26 protein-coding genes are annotated in these 25,806 nt (G+C 73.7%); 13 read left to right on the top strand and 13 right to left on the bottom strand.

Annotated elements, in window-relative coordinates; all coding sequences use genetic code 11:
* Nucleotides 1-164: 164 nt before the first annotated feature.
* A complete protein-coding gene (locus A4R25_RS10155) occupies nt 165-569 on the top strand; it encodes a DUF5319 domain-containing protein (protein WP_043328334.1) in 405 nt (134 codons plus the stop codon).
* Between the two features lie 12 nt (nt 570-581).
* On the opposite strand, the gene A4R25_RS10160 is transcribed toward A4R25_RS10155, so the two are convergent.
* The gene (locus A4R25_RS10160; RefSeq protein WP_064446577.1) at nt 582-1,394 is read right to left on the bottom strand and encodes a response regulator transcription factor; all 813 of its coding nucleotides are present in this window, start codon (nt 1,392-1,394) and stop codon (nt 582-584) included.
* 252 nt (nt 1,395-1,646) lie between these two features.
* On the opposite strand from A4R25_RS10160, the gene A4R25_RS10165 reads away from it, so the two are divergent.
* Complete coding sequence (locus A4R25_RS10165; RefSeq protein ID WP_013288543.1) at nt 1,647-2,030, top strand: WhiB family transcriptional regulator; 384 nt, start codon at nt 1,647-1,649, stop codon at nt 2,028-2,030.
* Between the two features lie 347 nt (nt 2,031-2,377).
* On the opposite strand, the gene A4R25_RS10170 is transcribed toward A4R25_RS10165, so the two are convergent.
* The 3 genes from A4R25_RS10170 to groES all read right to left on the bottom strand — a co-directional run bounded on the left by A4R25_RS10170 (nt 2,378) and on the right by groES (nt 6,248).
* Complete coding sequence (locus A4R25_RS10170; RefSeq protein WP_373888004.1) at nt 2,378-4,159, bottom strand: molybdopterin-dependent oxidoreductase; 1,782 nt, start codon at nt 4,157-4,159, stop codon at nt 2,378-2,380.
* A gap of 60 nt (nt 4,160-4,219) precedes the next feature.
* On the bottom strand, nt 4,220-5,863 hold the full coding sequence (gene groL, locus A4R25_RS10175) for a chaperonin GroEL (protein WP_064446579.1): 1,644 nt from the start codon (nt 5,861-5,863) through the stop codon (nt 4,220-4,222).
* Between the two features lie 70 nt (nt 5,864-5,933).
* On the bottom strand, nt 5,934-6,248 hold the full coding sequence (groES, locus tag A4R25_RS10180; RefSeq protein WP_018222648.1) for a co-chaperone GroES: 315 nt from the start codon (nt 6,246-6,248) through the stop codon (nt 5,934-5,936).
* Between the two features lie 256 nt (nt 6,249-6,504).
* Here groES and A4R25_RS10185 point away from each other — a divergent pair, with 256 nt between their 5' ends.
* The 7 genes from A4R25_RS10185 (at nt 6,505) to A4R25_RS10215 (ending at nt 13,794) form a co-directional block, all read left to right on the top strand.
* Nucleotides 6,505-7,737: a methyltransferase domain-containing protein gene (locus tag A4R25_RS10185; protein WP_064446580.1), complete on the top strand. Its 1,233-nt coding sequence runs from the start codon at nt 6,505-6,507 to the stop codon at nt 7,735-7,737.
* A 54-nt stretch (nt 7,738-7,791) separates the two neighbouring features.
* The gene (gene ybaK / locus A4R25_RS10190; protein WP_064446581.1) at nt 7,792-8,271 is read left to right on the top strand and encodes a Cys-tRNA(Pro) deacylase; all 480 of its coding nucleotides are present in this window, start codon (nt 7,792-7,794) and stop codon (nt 8,269-8,271) included.
* A gap of 204 nt (nt 8,272-8,475) precedes the next feature.
* Nucleotides 8,476-9,579: a sugar ABC transporter substrate-binding protein gene (locus tag A4R25_RS10195; protein ID WP_043328325.1), complete on the top strand. Its 1,104-nt coding sequence runs from the start codon at nt 8,476-8,478 to the stop codon at nt 9,577-9,579.
* A 103-nt stretch (nt 9,580-9,682) separates the two neighbouring features.
* Complete coding sequence (locus tag A4R25_RS10200) at nt 9,683-10,495, top strand: ATP-binding cassette domain-containing protein (RefSeq protein WP_043328323.1); 813 nt, start codon at nt 9,683-9,685, stop codon at nt 10,493-10,495.
* A complete protein-coding gene (locus A4R25_RS10205) occupies nt 10,492-11,751 on the top strand; it encodes a sugar ABC transporter permease (RefSeq protein ID WP_043328321.1) in 1,260 nt (419 codons plus the stop codon). The genes A4R25_RS10200 and A4R25_RS10205 overlap by 4 nt, the downstream gene beginning before the upstream one ends.
* A gap of 31 nt (nt 11,752-11,782) precedes the next feature.
* The gene (locus A4R25_RS10210) at nt 11,783-12,958 is read left to right on the top strand and encodes an ROK family protein (protein ID WP_030501547.1); all 1,176 of its coding nucleotides are present in this window, start codon (nt 11,783-11,785) and stop codon (nt 12,956-12,958) included.
* Nucleotides 12,959-13,056: 98 nt separating this feature from the next.
* On the top strand, nt 13,057-13,794 hold the full coding sequence (locus A4R25_RS10215) for a DUF4142 domain-containing protein (RefSeq protein WP_043328319.1): 738 nt from the start codon (nt 13,057-13,059) through the stop codon (nt 13,792-13,794).
* Between the two features lie 13 nt (nt 13,795-13,807).
* On the opposite strand, the gene A4R25_RS10220 is transcribed toward A4R25_RS10215, so the two are convergent.
* The 4 genes from A4R25_RS10220 to tsaB are packed head-to-tail and all read right to left on the bottom strand — an operon-like array spanning nt 13,808 to nt 16,249.
* Entirely contained in the window at nt 13,808-14,062 is a 255-nt protein-coding gene (locus A4R25_RS10220; RefSeq protein ID WP_030501549.1) for a hypothetical protein, read from the bottom strand.
* 17 nt (nt 14,063-14,079) lie between these two features.
* On the bottom strand, nt 14,080-15,126 hold the full coding sequence (tsaD, locus tag A4R25_RS10225) for a tRNA (adenosine(37)-N6)-threonylcarbamoyltransferase complex transferase subunit TsaD (protein WP_064446582.1): 1,047 nt from the start codon (nt 15,124-15,126) through the stop codon (nt 14,080-14,082).
* Between the two features lie 5 nt (nt 15,127-15,131).
* Nucleotides 15,132-15,575 carry a ribosomal protein S18-alanine N-acetyltransferase gene (gene rimI, locus A4R25_RS10230; protein ID WP_064446583.1) on the bottom strand — a complete coding sequence of 148 codons (444 nt, stop codon included), beginning with the start codon at nt 15,573-15,575 and terminating at the stop codon, nt 15,132-15,134.
* Nucleotides 15,572-16,249, bottom strand: coding sequence for a tRNA (adenosine(37)-N6)-threonylcarbamoyltransferase complex dimerization subunit type 1 TsaB (gene tsaB / locus A4R25_RS10235; RefSeq protein ID WP_064446584.1), 678 nt, complete (start codon nt 16,247-16,249; stop codon nt 15,572-15,574). The genes rimI and tsaB overlap by 4 nt, the downstream gene beginning before the upstream one ends.
* A gap of 171 nt (nt 16,250-16,420) precedes the next feature.
* Between tsaB and A4R25_RS10240 the strand changes: the two genes are divergently transcribed.
* A complete protein-coding gene (locus A4R25_RS10240; RefSeq protein WP_064446585.1) occupies nt 16,421-17,146 on the top strand; it encodes a helix-turn-helix transcriptional regulator in 726 nt (241 codons plus the stop codon).
* Here the strand turns inward: A4R25_RS10240 and ung are convergent.
* Nucleotides 17,135-17,833, bottom strand: a complete 699-nt coding sequence (gene ung, locus A4R25_RS10245) for a uracil-DNA glycosylase (RefSeq protein ID WP_043328313.1) — start codon at nt 17,831-17,833, stop codon at nt 17,135-17,137. The genes A4R25_RS10240 and ung overlap by 12 nt on opposite strands.
* Nucleotides 17,834-18,014: 181 nt before the next feature.
* Between ung and A4R25_RS10250 the strand changes: the two genes are divergently transcribed.
* Nucleotides 18,015-19,385 carry a lipase family protein gene (locus A4R25_RS10250; RefSeq protein WP_064446586.1) on the top strand — a complete coding sequence of 457 codons (1,371 nt, stop codon included), beginning with the start codon at nt 18,015-18,017 and terminating at the stop codon, nt 19,383-19,385.
* A 1-nt stretch (nt 19,386) separates the two neighbouring features.
* Here A4R25_RS10250 and tsaE read toward each other — a convergent pair whose 3' ends face one another.
* The 4 genes from tsaE to A4R25_RS10270 form a co-directional block, all read right to left on the bottom strand.
* Nucleotides 19,387-19,869, bottom strand: coding sequence for a tRNA (adenosine(37)-N6)-threonylcarbamoyltransferase complex ATPase subunit type 1 TsaE (gene tsaE / locus A4R25_RS10255; RefSeq protein ID WP_043328309.1), 483 nt, complete (start codon nt 19,867-19,869; stop codon nt 19,387-19,389).
* Nucleotides 19,866-20,951 carry an alpha/beta fold hydrolase gene (locus tag A4R25_RS10260; RefSeq protein ID WP_043328307.1) on the bottom strand — a complete coding sequence of 362 codons (1,086 nt, stop codon included), beginning with the start codon at nt 20,949-20,951 and terminating at the stop codon, nt 19,866-19,868. The genes tsaE and A4R25_RS10260 overlap by 4 nt, the downstream gene beginning before the upstream one ends.
* Nucleotides 20,948-22,066: an alanine racemase gene (gene alr, locus A4R25_RS10265; protein ID WP_064446587.1), complete on the bottom strand. Its 1,119-nt coding sequence runs from the start codon at nt 22,064-22,066 to the stop codon at nt 20,948-20,950. The genes A4R25_RS10260 and alr overlap by 4 nt, the downstream gene beginning before the upstream one ends.
* An 85-nt stretch (nt 22,067-22,151) precedes the next feature.
* Entirely contained in the window at nt 22,152-23,621 is a 1,470-nt protein-coding gene (locus tag A4R25_RS10270; protein WP_064446588.1) for an NAD(P)H-hydrate dehydratase, read from the bottom strand.
* Between the two features lie 220 nt (nt 23,622-23,841).
* Here A4R25_RS10270 and A4R25_RS10275 point away from each other — a divergent pair, with 220 nt between their 5' ends.
* Nucleotides 23,842-24,144 carry a type VII secretion target gene (locus A4R25_RS10275; protein ID WP_064446589.1) on the top strand — a complete coding sequence of 101 codons (303 nt, stop codon included), beginning with the start codon at nt 23,842-23,844 and terminating at the stop codon, nt 24,142-24,144.
* A complete protein-coding gene (locus tag A4R25_RS10280; RefSeq protein ID WP_064446590.1) occupies nt 24,141-25,793 on the top strand; it encodes an alpha/beta hydrolase in 1,653 nt (550 codons plus the stop codon). Before A4R25_RS10275 ends, A4R25_RS10280 begins: the two co-directional genes overlap by 4 nt.
* The last annotated feature ends 13 nt before the right edge of the window (nt 25,794-25,806 follow it).

The raw sequence follows: 25,806 nt of genomic DNA on the forward strand, positions 1-25,806 counted from the left end.
GCGAGGCGGCGCGCGGGGGCACCGGCAGGCGCCTGGTGACGGCGCGTCGCCTCATCGTACCCACTGGCCCGTTCCCGTCCGGGCAGCGGCGGGCCCGGGGGTAGGCCGGGCCACAGCGCGGCCTGGGGCGGGCTTTCCGGCGGCCCGGGGACTACGGTGAGGGGGTGCACGACGAGCCCATCGACCCGTTCAACGGCGACCCTGCCGATCCGGCTGCCGGTCTGCACGATCCCGGCGACGACGACGCGCTCGACCCGCTGACCGACGTCGAACGCCAGGACGTGCTGGAGGACCTCGCCGATCTGGAGATCTACCAGGCGCTGCTCCAGCCGATCGGGGTGCGCGGCCTGGTGATCGAGTGCGAGGACTGCCGCGAGCCGCACTACTTCGACTGGGACCTGCTGCGCGGAAACCTGCGCCACCTGCTCAACTCGGGGCGCCCCCGGGTGCACGAACCGGCCTACGACCCGGACCCGGACCATTACGTGAGCTGGGACTACGCCCGTGGCTACGCCGACGGCGTGCACGACACGCTCACCGAGGGCACCGACGATTCCGCGTCGGAGTGACTCCGGCCCGGGTCAGGCGACGAGGCCGGCCCGGAATCCGGCCGCCACGGCGTGTGCCCGGTCCCGCGCCCCGAGCTTGCGGAACAGCCGTCGGGCGTGCGTCTTGACCGTGTCCTCGGAGACGAACAACTCCCGCCCGATCTCCGCGTTGCTCTTGCCCTCGGCCATGCCGAGCAGCACCTGAAGCTCCCGCTCGGTCAGCCCGATGGCACCACGCGGCGTCCGGGCCGGGCGCTGACCGGCGGCCGGGCGGGCCGCCTCCGCCGCGTCGGCCGCCGCCGGGTCCTCCGCGTCCTCACCCCGCTGCACCGGCACCACTGTGGGCAGGCCGGCCGCGTCCACCGGCGCCGCCGCCGGCCAGCCGGGCCCACCCGGGGTACGCCCCGCCGACCGGGCCGGACCGCCGACCGCTGCCGCGTCCCGGGCGGTGTCCGCCACCCGGTGCCTGTTGCTCCGCCCGGGAGCGGAGAGCAGCAGCAGCGCCTTGGCGACCGCGCTGGTCAGATCGTGGTCGGCGTTCTGGATCAGGCCGCGCGCTCCGGCGCTGATGGTGGCCGCCGCCGACTCCGACTCCTCGGCCCCGAGCAGCAGCACCGCCGCCTGCGGCGCGCGGGCCAGCACCCGGCGCACGAAACCGGCGCTGTCCGGGCGGGTCAGCGCGGTGTCGGCGAGCACCACGTCCACCGGGCGCTCCGCGAGCCGCAACATCACCTCCGGATCGGAGACGGCCGTCCGGACGACGCCGGACAGCCCGAGCCGCGCCGCCGCGGAGGTCAGATGCTGGGCCGCCAATGGTGTCCGAACGCACACAAGAACACTACGCACAGTGGTCTCCTCTCCGACTCAGAGCAGACCATGCGGAGGTGGGCTCGGGAGGGGGTTCCGGGCAATCATCCGAACTTTTCCGACAGATGGGGCATATGCCACCGACTGTCCGAGGTTTTCGATCACAGATGTGTGAGGCGCGGACCGCTCGGGTACCGAGGGGTTCATCCGGAACCGGCATCCCGCGCGGACCGCCGCCCGGTAGCTGGCCACGAACATTCTCCGCGGTGCCGCGCGGGAGGAGGGGTGCTGATGTCGAACGTACGTAGGCTGCCTGGACCGATCGACGAGCTCTGGGACTGGCAGCGGCTCGGGGCCTGCCGTGGCCGCGACAGCGCGCAGTTCTTCCACCCGGACGGCGAGCGCGGCTCCTCCCGGCTGCGCCGCGAGATGGGCGCCAAGTCCGTCTGCCGCGCCTGCCCGGTACGCGCCGAGTGCGCCGCCCACGCGCTCTCCGTACGCGAGCCGTACGGCGTCTGGGGCGGGTTCAGCGAGTCCGAGCGGCTGCGGCTGCTCGCGCTCGGCTGGGAGGACCTGGCCGACCGCCGCCAGACCAAGGTGGACATCGCCCGGCTGGAGGCGCGCCTCGGCCGCCCGCACAACACCGCCGTGCCGGACCAGCGCAAGGTCGCCTGACCGGCTTCACGACCCCCGACGCCGCGCCCCGGATCCCGGGGCGCGGCGTCGTGTCGTGGCCCGGGGCATCCGCTGGCCCCCGCACCCCGGCGCGGCGAAGGCCGCCGCTGGGCGACTCGCCTACCGTTTCGAATACCAGGATCGGCGTTCCAGAGGCTAGGACACCACATAGATCTTGGTATGAAACGGCCCTTATAGGGGCCGTTTCATACCAAGATCTCTTTCGTGAGCGCTCGGGAGTCTGGACTCAGGCCGGAGCCAAGCGGCGCGCACCCGATCGGCAGGCACCCGCCAGTGGCACGGGCAGGCCATCTCCCCACCGAGAGCGGTCCTCGCGACGGTGCGGGTCAGGTGACTGTGACCCTTACCGTGTGCCATCCCGTCGCGCCGTCCGGGCCGACCGGGGCGCGCTGTTCCGTCTGGGTCTCGCCGGTGCTGTCGGTCGCCCGGACCTGGAGCGTGTGCTCGCCCGGTGTGGCGTCCCACCGCCAGGACCACTGAACCCAGGTGTCCGCCGACACCGCCGGGGCGAGCGTCGCCTCCTGCCAGGGGCCGCCGTCGACACGTACCTCGACGCGCCGCACGCCCCTGTGCTGCGCCCACGCCACACCGGCGACGGTCACCGCACCGGCGGCGGGACGGCTGCGGGGCCGGGGCGTGTCGATCCGGGACTGCGTCTTGACCGGACCCTGCGCTGACCAGCCGCGCGGCACCCAGTACGCGTCGAAGTCGGCGAAGCTGGTCAGCTCCAGCTCGGTGATCCACTTGCACGCGGAGACGTACCCGTAGAGGCCCGGCACCACCATCCGCACCGGGAAGCCGTGCTGGATCGGCAGCGGCTCGCCGTTCATGCCGACCGCGAGCAGCGCGTCCCGCCCGTCGCGCAGCACCGAGGTGGGCGTGCCGCACGTCCAGCCGTCGACGGCGCGCCCGACGACCTGGTCCGCGCCGTCCTCCGGGTCGGCCTCGTCCAGCAGGTCCTTGATCGGTACGCCGAGCCAGCGCGCGTTGCCGATCAGGTCGCCGCCCACCTCGTTGGAGACGCAGGCGAGCGTCACGTAGCGCTCGACCAGCGGGCGGGCGAGCAGGTCGTCGAAGCTCAGCTCGATCGGGTTGCGGACCCGCCCGTGGATGCGCAGCCGCCAGGTGACCGGGTCCACCTGCGGCACCACCAGCGCGGTGTCGATCCGGTAGAACTCCCGGTTCGGCGTGACGTACGGCGCGAGCCGGGACAGCGACAGGTCCGCTCCGGCGGGCACCGGTGGGGCGGGCGCGACCGGGGCGGGCAGCGTCACCGCGTCCCGGGCCGCCGATACGCCGCGCCGGCCGGCCAGCCAGTGCCCGCCCAGCCCGGCCACCGCCGCCGCGCCGGTGAGCAGCCCGGCACCACGCAGGAACCGCCGCCGCGACTCCGCGTCGTCGTGCCGGACCGGCTCCCAGCCGCCCGGCGTCTCCCCCTCCCGGGCCAGCGCGGCGACCGCCGGAGGCGGGGCGGATGGCGGGGGCGACGCGGACGGCGGCTCGCTGTCCGCCGAAGCGGCCCCGTCGCGCTCCGCCGGACCGGTCCCGGCCCGGTCGCGTCGCACGGCGTCGGACCGGTCACGCCCCGGTCGCTTCCGATGCGCCGGGTCGGCGCTCAGCGGGCCGGCCACGAACGCCCACAGCGTCAGCGCGCCCAGTCCGCCGCCGACCAGTGAGGGCAGCGCGTCGAAGGCGTCCGCGCCGGCCCGGGTCAGCGCGGCGGCGGCACCGAGCGCGGCGAACGCGGCGATGCCGGCCAGGCCGATCACCAGCCGCCGGGCCGCTGCCAGGCCCAGCAGCGCGCCGAAGACGGCCAGCAGCAGCGCCGTCCCCATCAGCAGCGCGATCTTGTCGTACGTGCCGAAGACGTCGATGGCGAACTGCTTGAGCGGCTCGGGCACCAGGTCGACGACGAGTCCGCCGACGGCGACGAGTGGAGCGGACCGGGGGCCGGTCAGGACCGCCACGGGTTCGGCGGCGCCGAGCGCCACCACGGCGGCGACGACACCGGCCGACGCCGCCCGGCGGGGGGAGAGGGTGCTCACGGGCTCCAGTCTGGTCGCCCCGCGGGCCCGGCTGCCAATCTCGTCAGCGATCCGTAAGGACATATGCGTCAGGGCACACCACCGGGTCGGCGGTGTGCCCTGACGTCGGGCGTACTCCTCGGGTCAGAAGCCCGGGCCGTGCTGGTGGCCGTGCCCGTGCGAGTGGCCGTGGCCACCGGCGGCCGGCTCCGGCTCGGCCGGCTTCTCCACCACGAGGCTCTCGGTGGTGAGCAGCAGGCCGGCGATCGAGGCGGCGTTGCTGACCGCGTTGCGGGTCACCTTCACCGGGTCGATGATGCCGGACTTGGCCAGGTCGACGTACTCGCCGGTGGCGGCGTCGAGGCCGTGGCCCCAGTCCTTGCCGACGACCTTCTGCACCACCACGTAGCCGTCGTGGCCGGCGTTCTGGGCGATCCAGCGCAGCGGCTCGACGAGCGACTTGCGCACGATCGAGACGCCGACCTTCTCGTCACCGGTGAAGCCCAGGTCGTCGTCGAGCGCGGGCAGGATCTGGGCCAGGGCGGCGCCGCCACCCGGGACCGTGCCCTCCTCGACCGCGGCCTTGGTCGCGGCGATGGCGTCCTCGATGCGGTGCTTGCGCTCCTTCATCTCGACCTCGGTGGCCGCGCCGACCTTGATCACGGCGATGCCGCCGGAGAGCTTCGCCAGCCGCTCGGCCAGCTTCTCCCGGTCCCACTCCGAGTCGGAGGCCTCGATCTCCTTGCGGATCTGGGCGACCCGGTCGGCGACCTCGGAGGCCTGCCCGCCACCGTCGACGACAGTGGTGTTCTCCTTGTCGACCACGACGCGGCGGGCGGTGCCGAGCACCTCCAGGCCGACCTGGTCGAGCTTGTAGCCCAGCTCCGGGGCGACCAGCTCGGCGCCGGTCAGGATCGCCATGTCCTGGAGCATCGCCTTGCGGCGGTCGCCGAAGCCGGGGGCCTTGACCGCGCAGACCTTGACGGTCTTGCGCAGCGCGTTGACCACGAGCGTCGACAGGGCCTGGCCCTCGACGTCCTCGGCGACGATGAGCAGCGGCTTGTTGTTCTGGAGAACCTTCTCCAGCAGCGGCAGCAGCTCCTCGATCGCCGAGATCTTCTGCGTGGTGATCAGGATGTACGGGTCCTCCAGGACCGCCTCCTGCGCCTCCAGGTCGGTGACGAAGTTCGGCGAGATGAAGCCCTTGTCGAACTGCAGCCCCTCGGTCACCTCCAGCTCGGTGACGAGCGCGGAGCCCTCCTCGACGGTGATGACGCCGTCGCGGCCGACCTTCTCCATCGCCTCGGCGATCAGCTCGCCGATCGCGGCGTCCTGCGCGGAGACGGTCGCGACGTGCGCGATCGACTCCTTGCCGGCGACCTCGACGGCCTTGCCGAGCAGCGCCTCGGAGACCTTGGCGGCCGCCGCGTCGATGCCCCGCTTCAGGCCGGTCGGGTTGGCGCCGGCGGCCACGTTGCGCAGGCCCTCGCGGACCATGGCCTGGGCCAGCACGGTGGCGGTGGTGGTCCCGTCGCCGGCGACGTCGTTCGTCTTGGTCGCCACCTCCTTGACCAGCTGCGCGCCGAGGTTCTCGTACGGGTTGGTGAGCTCGATCTCCTTGGCGATGGTCACGCCGTCGTTGGTGATCGTGGGCGCACCGAACTTCTTGTCCAGGACGACGTTGCGCCCGCGCGGGCCGAGGGTGACCTTGACCGCGTCCGCGAGGGCGTTGACACCGTGCTCGAGCAGGTGCCGGGCGTCGTCCGAGAAGCTGAGGATCTTCGCCATCAGTATCCCTTCGAAGCGACGTTGCCCCGGCCCGGCGAGCCGGACCGGGGCAACGACACTGATCGGTTGCTTACTTCTCGATGACCGCGAGGACGTCGCGGGCGGAGAGCACCAGGTACTCCTCGCCGGCGTACTTGACCTCGGTGCCGCCGTACTTCGAGTAGAGGACGGTGTCGCCGACCTTCACGTCGATCGGCACGCGGTTGCCCTTGTCGTCGATCCGGCCCGGGCCGACAGCGAGGACGGTGCCCTCCTGCGGCTTCTCCTTGGCGGTGTCGGGGATCACGATGCCCGAGGCGGTGGTGGTCTCGGCCTCGTTCGCCTGGACCACGATGCGGTCCTCGAGCGGCTTGATCGCAACCTTGGTCGCGGTAGTCACGGGCATACCCTCCCGGGTACTTGGTGTCGTTGCCGGCCGGCGTGCCGACCAGCGTCAATCTGCCACATGCCACCGGGCGGGGCCGTCGTCGCGGGTGCCGGTCCGCCTGGCGCTCAACCCCCGGGCACGAGGCTCGGGCGTTGGCACCCTCAGGGTGAGAGTGCTAATCGCAGGTTATTCCTCGGCTAGCACTCCGTCAAGGAGAGTGCCAACGCGCGTCGCCCTCCGTGTCGCGCCGGAACCGGCCCGGGAGAATGGGCGCGTGGATCTCGACCTGCTCGCCGTGCTGCGTACCCCCGAGGGGTCGGCGGCGCTCGCCGCGGCCGGGCGGGTGGCCGGCGGCGACCCGCTGGCGGCGGCGGCCGCGCTGCGCTCGGCCGGGATTCCGGGCGACCTCGCCGCCGCCGCGCTGACCCAGGCGGAGCTGCGCCGCCGGGCAGCAGGCAAGTTCGGCGCGGCGGCGGCCGGGATGTTCCTCACCCGACCCGGGCTGGAGCAGGCCACCCGCGGGGTGGTCGCCGGCCGGCGGGCCGCACGGCTGCGCGCCGCGGGCGTGACCACGCTGGCCGACCTGGGTTGCGGCCTGGGCGCCGACGCGCTCGCCGCCGCCCGCGCCGGCATCCGGGTGTACGCGGTGGAGGCCGACCCGCTGACCGCCGCGATGGCCGCCGCGAACGCCGAGGCGGCCGGGCTCGCCGATCTGGTGACAGTCGAGTGCGGCGACGCCACGGAGTTCGACGTGAGCCGCGTCGACGGCGCGTTCTGCGATCCGGCGCGGCGGCGGGCCGGCACCGGGCGGCGCGTCTTCGACCCGAACTCCTACTCCCCGCCGTGGGACTTCGTCACCGGTCTCGCCGCGCGGGTGCCGCGCACAGTGGTGAAGGTCGCGCCGGGGCTGGACCACGCGCTGATCCCGGCGGGCGCCGAGGCGGAGTGGGTGAGCGTGGACGGCGACCTGGTCGAGGCCGCGCTCTGGTGCGGCGAGCTGGCCGGCGTACCGCGCCGCGCCACCCTGCTGCGCGAGAAGGAAGGGCCCCTTCTTAACGCCTCCGGTAGTAAAAGGGTCCCTTCCTATCACCTCACCGGCACGGGCGCGCAGGAAGCGGAGGTGGGGCCGGTCCGGCGCTTCCTCTACGACCCGGACCCGGCGGTGGTGCGCGCGCACCTGGTCGCCGAGCTGGCCGCCGACCTCGACGCCACGCTCGCCGACCCGTCGATCGCCTACCTGTACGCCGACGTGGCCCGGCCCACCCCGTTCGCCCGCTGCCTGGAGATCACCGACGTGCTGCCGTTCTCGCTGAAGCGGCTGCGCGCCCTGCTGCGGGAACGCCGGGTCGGCCGGGTGGAGATCCGCAAGCGCGGGTCGGCGCTGGAGCCGGAGAAGCTGCGCCGTGACCTGCGGCTGTCCGGCGAGGCGGCGGCCGACCTGGTGCTGACCCGGGTGGCGGGCGACCCCACGGTGCTCGTGTGCCGGCCGGTTCCGGTCGGCGGCTGACCCGGCTCACGTTTCCAGCTCGCGGTGTCGCGGCGCGCGGGTTAGCTTGAGCCCGTGGCGGGCCCTGGCACTCCGGCGATCGCGTTGCTGAGCAAGCGGAAGATCGCCCACAGCATCCACCCGTACGACGTCTCGCCGGACGCGCCGAACTACGGCGCGCTCGTGGCCGCGGCGCTCGGGGTGGCACCGGACCGGGTGTTCAAGTCGCTGGTCACCGAGGTCGACGGCGGGCTGACGGTGGCGGTGGTGCCGGTGACCGGCGAGCTGGACCTGAAGGCGCTGGCCGCCGCGATGGGCGGCAAGCGCGCGGTGATGGCGGACCGGGCGGTGGCCGAGCGGGCGACCGGGTACGTGCGGGGCGGCATCAGTCCGCTCGGCCAACGTAAGCGGCTACCGACAGTCGTCGACTCCTCGGCGCTGGCGCACCCGACCGTGTACGTGTCGGCGGGCCGCCGGGGATTGCAGGTGCAGCTCACGCCGACGGATCTGGTGGCGCTCACCGGGGCGGCCACGGCATCGATCGCCGCTGCCTGAGCGGGCTCGTGACGGTACGTGTGGGAGCGTTCCCGGAGCGCGCTCTCCCGGCGGTGTCCCGCGGGTGACAACCGCGTTGCTGAATTGTTACCGCCGCCAACAAACTTCTGACCTCGGCAGTCTTGCGGCGCATGGGAGGCGGGGAATACGTTGCCGGACACAACAAAACATCACCACTCCCCCACCTCCGAAAGGACCCTGCACATGCGCAAGGGCTTCCTCACCTTCGCGGCCGTCGGTCTCCTCGCGACCGGCAGCATGGCCGCCTGCGGTGACAACGGCGGTTCTTCCGACGAGGCCGGCGGCTCCAACGCCAAGAAGCCGAAGATCGGCGTGATCCTGCCGGACAGCAAGTCCTCCGCCCGCTGGGAGGGCGCGGACCGCAAGTACCTCAAGGCGGCGTTCGACGCGGCCGGCGTCGACTCCGACATCCAGAACGCGCAGAACGACAAGACCGCGTTCCAGACCATCGCCGACCAGATGATCACCAGCGGCGTCAACGTCCTGATGATCGTCAACCTGGACTCCGGCACCGGCAAGGCCGTGCTCGACAAGGCCAAGTCGCAGGGCGTCGCGACCATCGACTACGACCGGCTGACCCTGGGCGGCTCCGCCCAGTACTACGTCAGCTTCGACAACGAGGCCGTCGGCAAGCTCCAGGGCGAGGGCCTGAGCAAGTGCCTGACCGACAAGGGCGTCAAGAACCCGTCGATCGCGTACCTCAACGGCTCGCCGACCGACAACAACGCCACCCTGTTCAAGAACGGGTACGACTCGGTGCTCAAGCCGAAGTTCGACTCGAAGGAGTACACCAAGGTCGCCGACGACCCGGTGCCGGCCTGGGACAACGCGCAGGCCGCCACGATCTTCGAGCAGCAGATGACCAAGGCCGGCGGCAAGATCGACGGCGTGCTCGCCGCCAACGACGGTCTCGGCAACGCGGCCATCTCGGTGCTGAAGAAGAACAAGCTCAACGGCAAGGTCCCGGTGACCGGTCAGGACGCCACCAAGGAGGGCCTGCAGAACATCCTCGCCGGTGACCAGTGCATGACCGTCTACAAGGCGGTCAAGAAGGAGGCGGACGCCGCCGCCGAGCTGGCCATCGCGCTCGCCAAGGGGGAGCGGAAGGACACCGGCCAGACGGTCAAGGACCCGGAGGGCAACCGGGACGTGCCGGCCGTGCTGCTGGAGCCCAAGGCCATCTTCAAGGACAACGTCAAGGACGTCGTGGCCGACGGCTACGTCACCAAGGAAGAACTCTGCACCGGTGCCTTCGCGAAGCTCTGCACCGACGCCGGCGTGAGCTGACCCACCCGCCTCAGGCGGCGCCGCCCGGCACGGGTTCTCCCGTGCCGGGCGGCGCCCGCGCCGGACGGGATCCGAGACCTCCCTCCGCCCAAAGGAGAACCCCGTGTCCGCTACCCCCCTGCTGGAGCTACGCGGGATCGACAAGAGCTTCGGTCCCGTCCAGGTGCTGCGCGACGTCGCCTTCGCCGCGCACCCCGGCGAGGTGACCGCGCTCGTCGGTGACAACGGCGCCGGCAAGTCGACCCTGGTCAAGTGCATCAGCGGCATCCACCCCACCGACGCCGGCGAGTTCCTCTTCGACGGCCGGCCGGTGACCATCAACAGCCCCCGGGACGCCGCCGCGCTCGGGATCGAGGTCGTCTACCAGGATCTCGCGCTCTGCGACAACCTCGACATCGTGCAGAACATGTTCCTCGGCCGGGAGAAGCGCAGCGGCATCGTGCTCGACGAGCCGACCATGGAGCAGATGGCCGCCGAGACGCTCGCCGGCCTGAGCGTGCGCACCGTGAAGTCGCTGCGCCAGCACGTGGCCAGCCTCTCCGGCGGCCAGCGGCAGACCGTCGCCATCGCCAAGGCCGTGCTCTGGAACAGCCGGCTGGTCATCCTGGACGAGCCGACCGCCGCGCTCGGCGTCGCGCAGACCGCCCAGGTGCTGGAGCTGGTGCGCCGGCTGGCCGACAACGGCCTGGCCGTGGTGCTCATCTCGCACAACATGAACGACGTCTTCGCCGTCTCCGACCGGATCGCCGCGCTCTACCTCGGCCAGATGGTCGCCCAGGTGAAGACCACCGACATCACCCACTCGCAGGTGGTCGAGCTGATCACCGCCGGCCGATCCGGCGGCCTCGGCCTCACCGGCGAGCCGGGCGGCAACGGCGCCGCGCCCGCCGACACCACCCCAGGAGCCATCCGATGACCGCCATCGTCGTGAAGAAGGAAGGCCCGGCCGGCGTCGCGCCGACACCGACCCTGAACAGCCACGTGAACAACTACTGGCGCCGGGTACGCGGCGGCGACATCGGCGCGCTCCCCGCGGTGGTCATGCTCGTGGCGCTGGCGGTGGGCTTCTCGATCGCCCGCCCGTCGTTCTTCACCGCCGGCAACCTGGCGAACCTGTTCACTCAGGGCGCGGCGGTCACGCTCATCGCCATGGGCCTGGTCTTCGTCCTGCTGCTCGGCGAGATCGACCTCTCCGCCGGCTTCGCCAGCGGCGTCTGCGCCGCGATCCTGGCCAACGTGGTCACCGTGCTCGGCTACCCCTGGTACGTGGCGGTGCTCGCCGCCGTCGTCACCGGTCTGGTGATCGGCACCGTGCTGGGCCTGCTGGTCGCCAAGGTCGGCATCCCGTCCTTCGTGGTGACGCTCGCCGGGTTCCTCGCCTTCCAGGGTGTCGTGCTGACGCTGATGGACGAGGGCGCCAACATCGCGATCCGCGACGACGTGCTCGTCGCGATCGCCAACCGCAACCTCTCCCCGGCGCTGGGCTGGGCGCTCGCCGCGGTGGCCGTCGCCGGGTACGCGGCAGTGCAGTTGCTCCGGTACCGCAACCGGGCCGCCCGTGGCCTGCTCACCGACCCGCTCACGGTGGTCGGCGCGCGGATCGCCGGCCTGGCCGTGATCCTCGGCGTGGCGGTCTACGTCCTCAACCTGGAGCGCAGCCGCAACGTGCTGATCACCTCGCTCAAGGGCGTGCCGATCGTGGTGCCGATCATCGCGGTGCTGCTGATCGTCTGGACGTTCGTGCTCCAGCGCACCAGCTACGGGCGGCACATCTACGCGGTCGGCGGCAACGCCGAGGCGGCCCGCCGGGCCGGCATCAACGTCGACCGGATCCGTATCTCCGTCTTCGTCATCTGCTCCTCGATGGCCGCCATCGGTGGCATCGTGGCCGCCAGCAGGGGCAACTCGGTCGACCCCAACACCGGGGGCAGTAACGTACTGCTCTACGCCGTCGGCGCGGCGGTGATCGGTGGCACCAGCCTCTTCGGCGGCAAGGGCCGGGTCCTCGACGCCGTGCTCGGAGGCGCGGTGGTCGCGGTCATCGACAACGGTATGGGACTGATGGGATACAGCTCGGGCGTCAAGTACGTGGTCACCGGCGTGGTGCTGCTCGCCGCGGCGACCATCGACGCGCTCTCGCGTCGGCGGGCCGCCGCGACCGGCAACCGCTGAGCAGGGGTACGGAAACACCATGGCAGTGGCAATGCGCGCGGGCCCCAGTCAGGACGAGATCCGTCGGCAGAACCTGGGCGCATTGCTCCGATACGTGCACGTCCACGGGGCCACCACCCGCGCCGAGCTGACCACCGCGCTCGGACTCAACCGCAGCACCATCGGCGCGCTGACCGCGGACCTGGCCGGCGCCGGTCTGGTCAGCGAGGGGACGCCGAAGGAGACCGGCCGGGCCGGACGACCGTCACTCGTCGTCCGGCCCGAGTCGGGGCGGGTCTACGCGTACGCGTACAGCGTCGAGGTGGACCGGCTGCGGGCCGCGCGGGTCGGACTCGGCGGTGAGGTGCTCGACCGCCGGGAGATGGACCGGCCGCGCAACCTGGTCGCCGGGGAGGCCGCCCCGCTGCTCGCCGGCGCGGTCAAGGAGATGCACCAGTCGGTGCCGCCGGACGCGATCTGCGTCGGCGCCGGCGTGGCGGTGTGCGGCATGGTCCGCCGCGAGGACGGGCTGGTCCGGCTCAGCCCCACCACCGGCTGGGTGGACGAGCCGATCGGTGCGGCGCTCGCCGTCGAGCTGGGGATAGACGTACCGATCACGGTGGGCAACGTGGCCGACGTGGCCGCGTACGCCGAGCACGCCCGGGGCGCGGCGGTCGGCTGCGACAACGTCATCTACATCTACGGCGACGTCGGTGTGGGCGCGGGCATCATCGCGGGAGGGCGGCGGCTGAGGGGGCACGGCGGCTACGGCGGCGAGGTGGGCCACATGGTGGTGGTCCGCGACGGGGTGCGCTGCGACTGCGGCCGGCGCGGCTGCTGGGAGACCGAGATCGGCGAGCACGGGCTGCTGCGCGCCGCCGGCCGGTCCGAGGCACGCGGCCGGGACGCGCTGCTGGCGGTCTTCGACGCCGCCGACCGGGGCGACGCCCGCGCGCAGACCGCGGTACGGCAAGCCGGCGACTGGCTCGGCTTCGGCGTCGCGAACCTGGTGAACATCTTCAACCCGGAGATGGTCATCTTCGGCGGCACCATGCGTGACCTCTACCTGGCCTCCGCCGCGCAGGTGCGCAGCCGGCTCAACTCCAACGGGCTGCCCGCGTGCCTGGAGCACGTGCGGCTGCGTACCCCGAAGCTGGGCGACGACGCGGCGCTGATCGGCGCCGCCGAGCTGGCGTTCGAACGACTCCTCGCCGATCCGCTGAACTGATCGGCCCGGTGATCCGTACCAGTGTGCGGACGGGCGGCCGGCTTGCGCGGCCGTCCACGACCCCGCGTACCGGTCCGGACCGAGGAGGCACCGCAACCATGGCATCGCTGGAATCCGCACGCCGCAAGCTGGCGCACCGGGTGGTACTGCTGCTCGCCGCGCTGGGCGCGGGGATCGGCGTCGTTCCCGGGACGGCGCAGGCCGCGCCCAACCCCGGCGTGCAGATGAACGCCGCCGACATGACGCTGCTCAACGGCGTACGGCTGGCCGGGCTGTGGGAGATGCCGGCCGGGCAGATGGCGGCCGAGAAGGGCCAGTCCGCCCGGGTACGCGAGGTCGGCGCGGAGATCGCCAAGCAGCACGCGGAGCTGGACCAGCTGGTGGTCGAGGCGGCCAACAAGCTCGGCGCCACCCTGCCGACGGATCCGACGGCAGAGCAGCAGGGGTGGCTGACCGAGATGCGGAACGCCACCGGCGCCCGGTTCGACCAGATCTTCGTCACCCGGCTGCGGGTCGCCCACGGCAAGATCTTTCCGGTGATCGGCGCGGTCCGGGCCAGCACCCGCGACCCGATCGTGCGGAAGCTGGCCGAGGACGCCAACAAGTTCGTCAACGACCACATGACCATGCTGGAGAGCACCGGGCTGGTGCGCTGGCAGCAGTTGCCGCCGGCCGCGCTGCCGCCCGCGCAGAGCGACTCGCTCGTCGCCGCCGCCCAGGCCAACGTGGGCAGCGGCGGTGGGCTCCAGGTCGGCACCGGCCTGGTGTGGGCGGTGTTCCTGATCGCGCTCGGCACCGGCGGGTACGCGACCTGGCGGCTGACCCGCCGCTCCTAGCGGGGCGGCGGCGTCAGCGGTCGACCTGGGCGAAGTCCCAGCTGTGCGGCGGGCGGGCGATCAGGCGCGCCGGTGGCTCGGGCAGTTCCCGGGGGTTGTTCCGCCACTTGGAGATGACCACGAGCCGGTGGTCGGTGGAGGAGAACACCTCGCTGGAGACGTGCATCGGGTCGTGCTCGAACTCGGGCAGCGCGGTCTCGCAGACCCAGGTGATCAGGTCGGCGAAGCCGTACGACTCGGCCTTGGCCTCCCACATCCGGACGATCATGTCGGTTTCCTCCCCGCTCACACACTGACCACTGTCAGCGGCATCGCCGAGTCGGCCGGCAGGTCCAGCCGGCTCGGCGCGACGCCCGCGGCGACCAGGTGCGAGCCGAGCGCGGCCACCATCGCGCCGTTGTCCGTGCAGAGCTTCGGCCGGGGCGTACGCACCCGGATGCCGTACTTGTCGGCCCGCTGCTCGGCCATCGCCCGCAGGCGGGAGTTGGCTGCCACTCCGCCGCCGATCACCAGCGTGTCGATGCCGCTGGTGCGGCAGGCGTCGATCGCCTTGCCGACCAGCACGTCGCAGACCGCCTCCTGGAAGGACGCCGCCACGTCGGCGACCGGGACCGGCTCACCGGCCCGCTGCCGCGCCTCCACCCAGCGGGCCACCGCCGTCTTCAGGCCGGAGAAGGAGAAGTCGAACCGGTGTCCGACCAGGTCCTTCGCGGCGGTCAGCCCGCGCGGGAAGGCGATCGCCGCCGGGTCACCGGCACGCGCTTCGCGGTCGATGTACGGTCCGCCCGGGAACGGCAGCCCGAGCAGCCGGGCCACCTTGTCGAACGCCTCGCCGGCCGCGTCGTCGATGGTGGCGCCGAGCGGTACGACGTCGCGGGCCAGGTCGTCGACGCGCAGCAGCGAGGAGTGGCCGCCCGAGACGAGCAGCGCGATGGCGGGCTCGGGCAGCGGGCCGTGTTCGAGCGTGTCCACAGCGACGTGCGCGGCGAGGTGGTTCACCCCGTACACCGGCTTTTCCGCCGCGACCGCGTACCCCTTGGCGGCGGCGACCCCGACGAGCAGCGCGCCGGCCAGGCCCGGCCCGGAGGTCACGGCGATGGCGTCGATGTCGGCGATGGTGACGCCGGCCTCGCGCAGCGCCCGGTCCATGGTCGGCACGATCGCCTCCAGGTGGGCGCGGCTGGCCACCTCGGGCACCACGCCGCCGAACCGGGCGTGCTCCTCGACGCTGGAGGCGAGCGCGTCGGCGAGCAGCGTGTGCCCGCGCACGATGCCCACGCCGGTCTCGTCGCAGGAGGTCTCGATGCCGAGGATCAGTGGTTCGTCAGCCATGCGCGTCAGTCCTCGTTGCGCTGCATGACCAGCGCGTCGGTGTTGCTCGGTTGGTAATAGCCGCGCCGTACGCCGATCGGCTCGAAGCCGTAGCCGGCGTAGAGCCGCTGCGCCGGGGCGTTGTCCGCGGCGACCTCCAGCAGCGTGCTGCGGACGCCGCGCCGGGCCGCCTCGGCGAGCAGCGCCTCCAGCAGCAGCCGGCCGATGCCCCGCCGCTGCGCGTCCCGGCGGACCGCGACGTTCTGCACCCACGCCTCGTCGGGCGGGTAGACGGCCAGCCCGGCGTAGCCGAGCACGGTGCCGTCGTCGTCGGTGGCGGCGAGATAGAAGTGGCCGTTGGCGAGTTCGTTCCAGAACATCGCCGCCGACCACTGCTCGGCGCCGAACAGGTCCGCCTCGATGGGCAGCACCTCCTCGACGTGCCACCAGCGGAACCGGCCCAGCCTCATGGCAGGACCGGCTTGTGGCCGGTGGCGGCGACCGCGTCCGGGCGGCGCAGGTAGAGCGGGGTGAGCGTCTCGCCGGGCGCGCCCGCGCGGATCCGCGGCGCGGCGAGACGGGCCAGCGCCAGCGGGTCCGGGTAGCGCGGCTCGTCCCGCACCGGCAGGCCGAGCACGTCCGCGTACCGGTGCGCGCCGTCGCCGACCGCGACGCTGACCGCCAGGTCGCGCGCCCGCTGCGCGACCACCGCCGGGGCCGCCACCTCCGGGCCGGCCAGGCGCTGACCGGCGCCGTCGTAGACGGCCCAGTAGATCTCCCGCCGCCGCGCGTCGCTCGCCGCAAGCACCGGCTCGCCGGCGGCCGCCGGGTGGCCGAGCCCGTCCAGCGAGCAGACACCGTACGTGGGGACGCCGAGCACCTGACCCATGGTGGCGGCGGTGACCAGCCCGACGCGCAGCCCGGTGAACGGGCCCGGGCCGAGGCCGGCGACGATCGCGGCCAGGTCGGCGGGACGCGCGCCGACGTCCGCCAGCACGGCGTCGACCTGCGGCGCGAGCAGCTCGCCGTGGGCGCGGGCATCGACGGTGCACCGGGACGCGCGAACCGCGACGCCGTCCGCCGAGACCTCGGCCAGCGCCGCGGTCACCGCGGGCGTCGAGGAGTCCACCACGAGTACGAGCACGGTAAGCCAGCCTAGCCGTCCGCCCCGTCCGCCCTCGGCACGCCCTCGCCGCTGACCCGGTCACGGTGCGTAGTGTCCCGACGGAAGAGGTGACCTGGGAGCGATATACCTCTCGGTCATAAATATGACTCACAGGTATATCGCTCGACGGCGAGTTGCCATCCTCCGGAGATGACGGAGAGTCGCCTGGCCCAGGAGATCGCCCGCGCCCTGCGCCACGAACGGGAACTGGCCGGACTCACCCAGCAGGCCCTGGCCGTGCGGGTCGGGATCAGCCAGGCCGCCGTCGCCCGGATCGAGCGCGGCGACCGGCTGCCCAGCCTGACCACCGCGGAACGTCTGCTCGCCGCGCTGGATCGGCAACTGCGGATCGAGGTCGAGCCGCTGGACAGTCACCTGGACGCGGCGCTTGACGAAATGGCCGGGACCGCGCTGACCGAGCGGATCGATCATCTCCGGCTCGACCCGATCATGGACGCGCTGGGCGACCTGCCGTACGTGCTGGCGGGCGGCACGGCGGCCCTGTTGCAGGGCGCGCCACTGCCGGTGGACGCGGTCGAGATCGCGGTGCGGTGGCGGGACTCCCCGCGGTTCACGGCGTTCCTGGAGCGGGGCCGCGCGCAGCGCTGGGATGCCCGATGGCAGGAGTGGGGCGGGGACCACCCGGAGCCCGAGGAACCGGGCGAGCACCGCTGGCGGACCCGGTTCGGCGAGCTGCGGGCCCGGATGTGCGACGAACTGCCTGAGCCCATCGAGGTCCGCCTCGGTGAACGTACGTACCCGGTGGAGCCGCTGATCGAGGTGGAGGTGACCGACAAGCGCACGGCCGAGCTGCTGTCCCGGTACCGCCGGCGCCTCGCGGCGGCGGGCGAGGCGCCGGACGGGTCAGCCGGCTGAGCGTTCCCAGTCGACGGTGGGCAGCCCCGCGTCGGCGAGCGCCTTGTTTGCCGCGCTGAACGGACGGCTGCCGAGGAAGCCGCGCGGGTTCATCGGGCTCGGGTGCCCGGCCTCCAGCACCACGTGCCGCGGGTTGGTCACCAGCGCCGCCTTCTTGCGGGCGTAGCCGCCCCAGAGCAGGAAGACCACGCGCTGGTCGAGCGCGTCCAGCGCCCGGATCGTGGCGTCGGTGAACTCCTCCCAGCCCTTGTTCGCGTGCGAGCCGGGGGTGGCCTGCCGGACCGTCAGCACCGAGTTGAGCAGCAGCACGCCCTGCGCGGCCCAGCCGTCGAGGTTTCCGCTGCGCGGCTTGGGCACGCCCAGGTCCTCGCTCAGCTCCTTGAAGACGTTGCGCAGCGACGGCGGCACCGCCACCCCCTCGCGCACGCTGAAGCTCAGCCCGTGCGCCTGGCCCGCCTTGTGGTACGGGTCCTGGCCGAGGATGAGCACCCTCGTGTCGGCCGGCGCGCAGTGCCGGTAGGCGGAGAACAGGTCCTCCAGCGGCGGGAAGACCGTGGCGGTCGCGTACTCCCGGGTGACGAACTCGGCCAGCGCGGCGGTGCGGGCCGGGTCGAGGTGGGGGGTGAGCACGGCACGCCAGGCCTCCGGCAACAGCGCCGGCAGGTCCAGGGTGGGGGCGTCGGGCATCGGCAACCTCTCCTAGTCGGTCGCCATCTTCCTACCAGCCGCGACCGACACTCCCGGGCAGCGGCCGGGCCGGGTACTGGACGGGAAAAGTTACCGGAGCGTAACCTACTGGCAAGTTACTTACGCCACACCACCACTGCTAGCTTGCATCCACCACCATCGATGCTCGCTAGGAGTGCCCGTGAGCAGCAGGAACACCCGTCCCCGCACGCCCTCCGCCCGCCGCGCGATCGGCCTCCGGATCCTCGCCGTCGCCGCGGCGGCAGCCACCTACCTGGCCGGATCCGGCGCAGCCGCAGCCGCCGACGACGCCACGCCCGTGGTCTCCCGCGGCGTGACCATCCCCGCCTTCTACCACCCGCCCGCCGACCTGCCCGCCACCAACGGCACGCTGATCCGCACCGAACCGCTGCCGCTCGGCCTGAGCATTCCCGGGCTCGACGGCCGCGCGATGCCCGGCACCGCCACCCGACTCATGTACCGGTCCACCGACTCCAACGGACGGCCCGTCGCGGTGACCGGCGCCTACATCGAACCGTCGGCGGCGTGGCGGGGCGCCGGCCCGCGCCCGCTCGTCGCCGTCGCCTCCGGAACCATGGGGCAGGGCGACCAGTGCGCGCCGTCGTTCTCGCTGCAACACCCGCTCACGCTCACCGGCGACACCCTGTCCGTCGGCTACGAGGCCCTGGCGATCTATCGCCTCCTCGCCACCGGCGCGGCCGTCGTCGTCACCGACTACGTCGGTCTGGGCACGACCGACCGGCTGCACACCTACGTCAACCGCCTCGACGGCGGCCACGCCCTGCTCGACGCGGCCCGCGCCGCCCGCGCCGTACCCGGAGCATCGGTCACCGCCCAGTCCCGCGTCGGTCTGTACGGATACAGCCAGGGCGGGGGCGCCAGCGCCGCGGCCGCCGAACTCCACTCCACCTACGCGCCCGACGTGCCGCTCGCCGGCACCTACGTCGGCGCGCCGCCCGCCGACCTCACCGCGGTCATCGGCGGCATCGACGGCAGCGCGCTGGTGGGGGCGCTGGGATGGTCGCTGAACGGCTTCGCCCAGTCCGACCCGGCGCTGCGTGACGTCATCGAGGCCGCCGTCAACGACACCGGCCGGGCGGCGCTGAAGGACACCTCGACCATGTGCGTCGGCGACGCGATCCTCCGGTACGCGTTCACCAGGAGCAGCAAGTGGATCACCGGCGGCCGGTCCCTCACCGCCGTCATCGCCGCCTCGCCCGAGGCCCAGGCCGTCCTCGACCGGCAGCGCATCGGCACGCTCAAGCCCACCGGCCCGGTACGTGTGGCAACAGGCATCCAGGACGACATCGTGCCCCACCGGCAGGCCCGTCAACTGGCTGTCGACTGGTGCCGCAAGGGCGGCAACGTGACCTACCAGGCGATCAGCCTGCCCAACCTCGGCGACAAGATCCTCACCAACCACCTGGTGCCGCTCATCACCGACCAGGGCGACGCGGTGGCCTGGATGAGCGACCGGCTCGCCGGGCGGACCGCCTACTCCAACTGCTGGACGATGCCCCTTCAGCCCTGACTCAGGACAGTTCGGCGACCCGGGCGGCCCAGTCGCCACCGACCGGTTCCAGCGTGACCGCCCGGGTGTCGTCGTCGCGGCGGTCGATGCGTACCCGCAGGTGCGCGTCGACCAGCTGCTCGACCATTCCCTCGCCCCACTCCACCACTGTCACCGCCTCGTCCACCGAGGCGTCCAGGTCGAGGTCGTCGATCTCCGCCCGCGGGTCGGCGGCCTCACCCAGGCGGTACGCGTCGGCGTGCACGAGCGTCACCCGGCCGCCCCGATCCGGGTCGGGGCGGTGCACCCGGGCGATGACGAAGGTGGGCGAGGTGATGTCGCCGCGTACGCCCAGGCCGGCGCCGATGCCCTGGGTCAGCGCGGTCTTGCCGGCCCCGAGCGGGCCACTGAGCAGCAGCAGGTCACCCGCGCGCAGCACACCGGCCAGCCGCCGCCCGAACTCGTGGGTGTCGTCGACCGTCTTCAGCTCCACGACCACTGTCATAGCGAATCCAGGAACCTCTCCAGCGCCGCGTTCACCTCGTCGGCGTGCTCCAGCATCACCACGTGCCCGCTGTCGTCGATCTTCACGAACTCGGCGTGCGGCAGCCGCCGGACGATCTCCTCGGAGTGTGTCACCGGCGTGATCATGTCCTTGTCCCCCACGATCACCAGCACCGGCGTGCCGGCCAGCGCGGCAAGCGCCGGGAACCGGGAGTGGGTGGCGATCGTCCGCAGGTAGCGGGTGACCGTGTCGGCCGAGGTGCGCGAGTTCATCATCTCGACGTACGACACCAGGGCCGGGCTCGGCGCCGAGGTGCCGAAGCCGTACTTGCGGGTGAGCAGCCAGGCCACGTTCGAGGTCGACCGGCGCGCCCGGTCGATCACCGTGCCGCCGTACCGGGTGGCGTTGCTCATCATGTAGAGCACCGGCGAGCCGACGCGGCCGAGCAGCGCGGGCGCCACCAGCTTCGTCTCCGCCGCCAGACCGCCCGAGGTCGCCATCAGCACGGTGCCGACCACGCGGTCACCGAACATCTCCGGGTACAGCTCGGCCAGCGCCATGATCGTCATGCCGCCCATCGAGTGCCCGACCAGCACCAGCGGGCCCTCCGGGGCCACCTCGTCGAGCACCCGGCGCAGCGTGTGGCCCAGCGCGGTCAGGTCGTACTCGCCGCTCTCCAGCCGGCCGGAACGGCCGTGCCCCGGCTGGTCGTACGCGACCACCCGGTAGTCGCCGCGCTCGGCGAGCCGCTTGCGCTGGAAGTGGAACGTGCCCATGTCCAGGCAGAACCCGTGCACCAGCACCACAGTCGGGTGCCCGGCGACCGGGCGGGTCGGCTCGACCACCTCCACGTGGATGTCGGTGCCGTCCGGCATCTCCAGCCGGTACGCCTGGTCGTAGCGCTGCTCGCCGAAGACCTCGTCGGCGTACCTGTCGGTGGGGTCGTTCTTGAGCCGGCGGACCAGCACCCGCTCGCTGACCACGCCCGCCGCGAGCCCGGCGGCGGCCACCCCGACGGCGGCGCCGACCAGCCCGGCGACCTTGCCGGCGGCGGTACGCGGACGCGGCAACCGGAGACTCATGCGCGCTCGCCGTCGTAGAACCGGGGCACGCGCACGCCGCCGAAACGGGTCACGATCTCGTAGTTGATGGTGCCGACCGCCTCGGCCCAGTCGTCGGCTGTGGGCCCGCCGTCCGCGCCGTCGCCGAACAGCGTCACCATGTCACCGGCGGCCACCTCGTCGTCGCCGCAGTCGACCACGAACTGGTCCATGCAGACCCGGCCGGAAATGTTCCGGCGCTTGCCGGCGAGGTGCACCGGGCCGGTGTTGGAGGCGTGCCGGGGCACACCGTCGGCGTAGCCGAGCGGCACCACCGCCAGGTTGGTCTCCTGCTCGGTGAGGTAGGTGTGCCCGTAGGAGACGCCGGTGCCGGCCGCGACCCGCTTGGTCAGCATCACCCGGGCGCGGGCGGTCATCGCCGGGCGCAGGCCGAACTGCTCGCCCGCGACCGGCGACAGACCGTAGACCGCGATGCCGGGCCGGACCAGGTCGAAGTGCGTGTCCGGCCGGGTCAGCGTGGCGGCCGAGTTGGCCAGGTGGCGGTACCGAGGGCGCAGACCGGCGCGCGTCACCATCTCCAGCCCCTCGTGGAAGACGGCGAGCTGGCGGTCGGTGGTGGGGTGGCCGGGCGAGTCCGCGTACACGAAGTGGCTCCACACGCCGACCACCTCGACCAGGCCGTCGGCCTGGGCCTTCGCGGCGGCCTCCAGCAGCGCCGGCCAGTCGGCGACGGTGGCGCCGCCCCGCGCCAACCCGGTGTCGATCTTGAGGTGCAGCCGGGCCGGGCGGTCCGCCCGGCGGCTCGCCTCGATCATCTCGTCGAGCTGGGTGAGGCTGGCGCAGCCGAGGTCGACGCCGACGGTGATCCCGTCGTGCAGCGGCAGCGCGGGTGTGAGCAGCCAGGCCAGCACCGGCGCGGTGATGCCGTCCTGGCGCAGCCGCAGCGCCTCGTCCAGCGTGCAGACGCCGAGCTGGTCCGCCCCCGCGTCGAGCGCCGCGCGGGCGGCGGGCACCATGCCGTGGCCGTAGCCGTCGCCCTTGACCACCGCCATCAGCTCGGCGCTGGTGCCGGCCTTGAGCCGGGTCACGTTCTCCCGGATCGCGTCCAGGTCGACGCGCACCTCCGACTGCCACATGTCCCCAGCCTACTTCCGTCAGTGATCATCAGCGCCCTGAGCCGTGCGGGCGGTGCCCGTCGCCACCCGGGCGTCGCCGCCCGGATCAGCCCAGCCGGGCCAGTACCGGACGCAACGCCGCCGCCACGTCGGGCGCGGTGACCGGACCGCCGCGCGCCGCCTCCCGGCCGGCCAGCCCGTGCAGGTACGCCGCCGCGGCGGCCGCCCGCTCCGGGGCCAGCCCGGCGGCGAGCAGCGAACCGAGCAACCCGGCCAGCACGTCGCCGGTGCCACCGGTGGCGAGCACCGGCGTGCCGGTCGGGTTCACGTACGCGCGGCCGTCGGGCGTGCCGATGATCGTGTGGTCACCCTTGAGCAGCACCACCGCGTTCATCCAGGCGGCCAGCCGCAGCGCGGCGGCGACCCGGTCCTCCCCCGGCATCTCGCCGCAGAGCCGGGCGTACTCCCGGTCGTGCGGCGTCACCACGATCGGCGCGTCCCGGCCGCGCAGCCGGTCGGCCAGCTTGCCGTCGACGAGCAGCGTCAGCGCGTCCGCGTCGAGCACCACCGGCACCGGCGCGGCAAGCACCGCGCGCAGCTCGGCGGCGGACTCCTCGCCCGTACCGAGGCCGGAGCCGCACACCCACGCCTGCACCCGGCCCGCGTCCGCGACCCGGCCGGTGGCGATCACCGACGGGTGCTGGTGCAGCACCTCGCCCTTGGCGCTCCCGGCGTAGCGGACCAGGCCGGTCGGGCCGGCAAGCGCCCCGGCGACCGAGAGCACCGCGGCGCCGGGGTAGGTGGCCGAGCCGGTGGCCACGCCGACCACACCCCTGGTGTACTTCTCCGACGACGCGCCCAGCTCCGGCCACCAGCCGACCACGTCCGTCTGCTCGATCACCTGGAGCGCCGGGGTGCCGCGCAGCCACGGCGTCAGCCCGATGTCGACCAGCTCGACCTCGCCGGCCAGCTCGGCGGCCGGGCCGACGACCAGCGCCGGTTTGAGCGCGCCGAACGCCACCGTCACGTCGGCGCGGACCGCGCGTGGCCGCCCGGCGTCGGTCAGCGGGACGTGGCCGGTGTCGACGGCGACGCCGCTCGGCACATCGACAGCGACCACCGTAGCGGGCCCACCGTCGCGCCCGCGCTGCCCGGTCAGGCTCGCGGCCAACTGCTCGGCGGTCTCCCGCAGCCCACCGGTGCCGCCGATGCCCACGATCCCGTCGAGCACCAGGTCGGCTCCGGCGGGCGGCCGGTCGACGACGCGCCCGCCGGCGGCACGCAGGGCCGCCAGCCCTTCCGCGTGCGCCCGCCCGGGGCTCAGCAGCAGCGCGGCCACCGCCGCGCCCCGGCGGGCCAGGTGCGCGCCCGCGAAGAGCGCGTCACCGCCGTTGTCGCCGGAGCCGATCAGCAGCACCACCCGGGCGCCGTAGACCCCGCCCCGGTCACCGAGCAGCAGGGCGCAGCGCCGGGCCAGCCCGGCCGCGGCCCGCTGCATCAGCGCCCCGGGCGGAAGGGTGGCCATCAGGCCCGCCTCCGCCGCGCGAACGTCCGCGACGCGCCATACCGGTCTCATGCCACCCCGTCCCGTTCGTCGCGCCGGCTCAGCGCCCGCCCGCCGCTGTCCCGGTCACGGCCTCACCCTACCGGCGGTACGAACCCGGGACCGGCCGACGGAAACGCCCTGTGGAAAACCCCGGCCGTTGTCCACAGGGGTCGGCGGCCGGGTCGCCGGACGGCCTAGCGTCCCGGTGTCCGGGGCCGGTGGGTGGCGTCGGGCGACGTGGGGAGGTCACGTGGTGGAGAAACCGTTCGACGTCGACCCGGAGCTGCTGCGCGCGGTCGCACGGGAGCTGGCCGACGACGCGTACCGGCTGGCCCGAGGGCCGGGGGCGGCGCCGGAGGCGCTGCTGGTGGCGGCGCCGGACGGCTGGCGGGCCGGGGCGGCGCTGGCCGACCTGGAGTCCGCGGTACGGCGCTGGTCCGGCGCGCTCGGCACCCGGGTGGCCGACACCGCCGGGGCGTTGCGCCGCGGGGCGGACGGCTACGAGGCGGTGGACGAGCGCGCCGCGCGCCGCCTCAGCGGGGTGCTCCGGTGACCGGCGGCGCTCCCGGGCGGCCCGATCCGAGCTCCGGAGGGCCCGGCGAGGGCCCGGCGGACGTCGGGTACGCGCAGCTCTGGCGGGCCGATCCGGGCGCCTGGTCCACGGCGGGGGTGGCCTGGCGAGGGCTCGCCGGGCCGGTGCGACGTCGCGCCGACGCGCTGACCGCCCGGATCGGAACGCTCCGGCCCGGGTGGTCGGGCGCCGCCTCGGTCGCGGCCCAGCAGCGGATCGGGGACCTGCGCACCGACCTCACCGACGTGCTGCCCGCCCTGTTCGAGGTCGACCAGGTGCTGGCCGAGTTCGGCGCCCGGCTGGGGGCGGCGAAGGCCCGCCTCGGCGCGGAGGTGGCCCGCGCCGAGTCCGGCGGCCTGCTCGTCGACCGTGCCGGCGCGGTGCGGCCCGATCCGGCCCGCCCGGTGTCCCGGGCCGGTCCGGCGGTGGTGGACGCGCGGGCCGGGATCCGGGGCGCGCTGACACTCGCCGGCGCCGCCGACCGGGAGGCTGCTCGCCGCCTGGCGGAGCTGACCACCGCCACGGTGACCGGCTGGGTCAGCGTCCCGCCCGCGTGGCGTCCGGGCCCCGGCGCCGGGCCGGCCGAGGTGAGCCGCTGGTGGGCCGGGCTGAGCGCGGCCGAGCGGCGCTGGCTGGTCGGGCGGGAACCGGATCGGATCGGCCGCCTCGACGGCGTGCCGGCCGCCGCCCGGGACCAGGCCAACCGGCTGCTGCTCGGCGACCGGCGGGAGCAGTTGCTCGTCCGGCGGCTCGCGCTGCTGCGGCCGCTGCCGGCCGGACCGTTGGAGGCGTCCCGGCGGGTCCGGCTCGCCGGCGTCGAGGCGGCGCTGCGCGGGCTGAACCGGCTGAGCGAGCGGCTCGCCGCGCCCGGGCTGCCGCGGGCGTACCTGCTGGGGCTGGACCCGCGCGGCGACGGGCGCGCGGTGGTGGCGCTCGGCAACCCGGACCGGTCCGCCGCGGTGCTGACCTACGTCCCGGGCATGACCTCGGACCTCGCCGACGCGCCGGACGAGCTGGGCCGGGCCGCCCGGGTGCTGCAGCGGTGCGCGGCGCTGGGGCCGGGCGAGGAGGCGGCGGCGGTGCTCTGGCTGGACTACGACGCGCCCGACTTCCTCACCGAGGCGGCCGGCCCCCGGCAGGCCGAGGACGCCGGGCCGGCTCTGCACCGGTTCCAGGAAGGGCTACGCGCCGCACACGAGGGTTCGCCGGCCCGGCAGACGGTGCTCGGGCACAGCTACGGCTCGCTGGTGGTCGGCGCCGCCGCCCGGGACCACGGGCTGAGCGCGGACGCGCTGGTATTCGTCGGCTCGCCCGGCGTCGGCGTCGACCACGCCACCGAGCTGCGGATGCGCGCCGGCGAGGTCTGGTCGTCGACCGCGCCGGACGACGTGATCCGGCTGGCGCGTCCGCCGGACGAGCTGGCCCGCCGCGCCCTGCTCGCCGGCACGCCGCTCGGCCCGGCGCTGGCCGTGCTCGACCCGCACGCCGAGCGGCTCTGGTTCGGCACCGACCCGAGCGCGCCGGGTTTCGGCGGGCGGCGGTTCCCGAGCGCCCCGCACGGTCACACCGGCTACTGGGACCCGGACAACCCGGCGCTGGACGGGATGGCCCGGATCGTGCTGGGCCGATGAGCCGCCCGATGCC

It is taken from the genome of Micromonospora sp. NBRC 110037 (assembly GCF_001652995.1).
Classification (GTDB): Bacteria; Actinomycetota; Actinomycetes; order Mycobacteriales; family Micromonosporaceae; genus Micromonospora; species Micromonospora chalcea.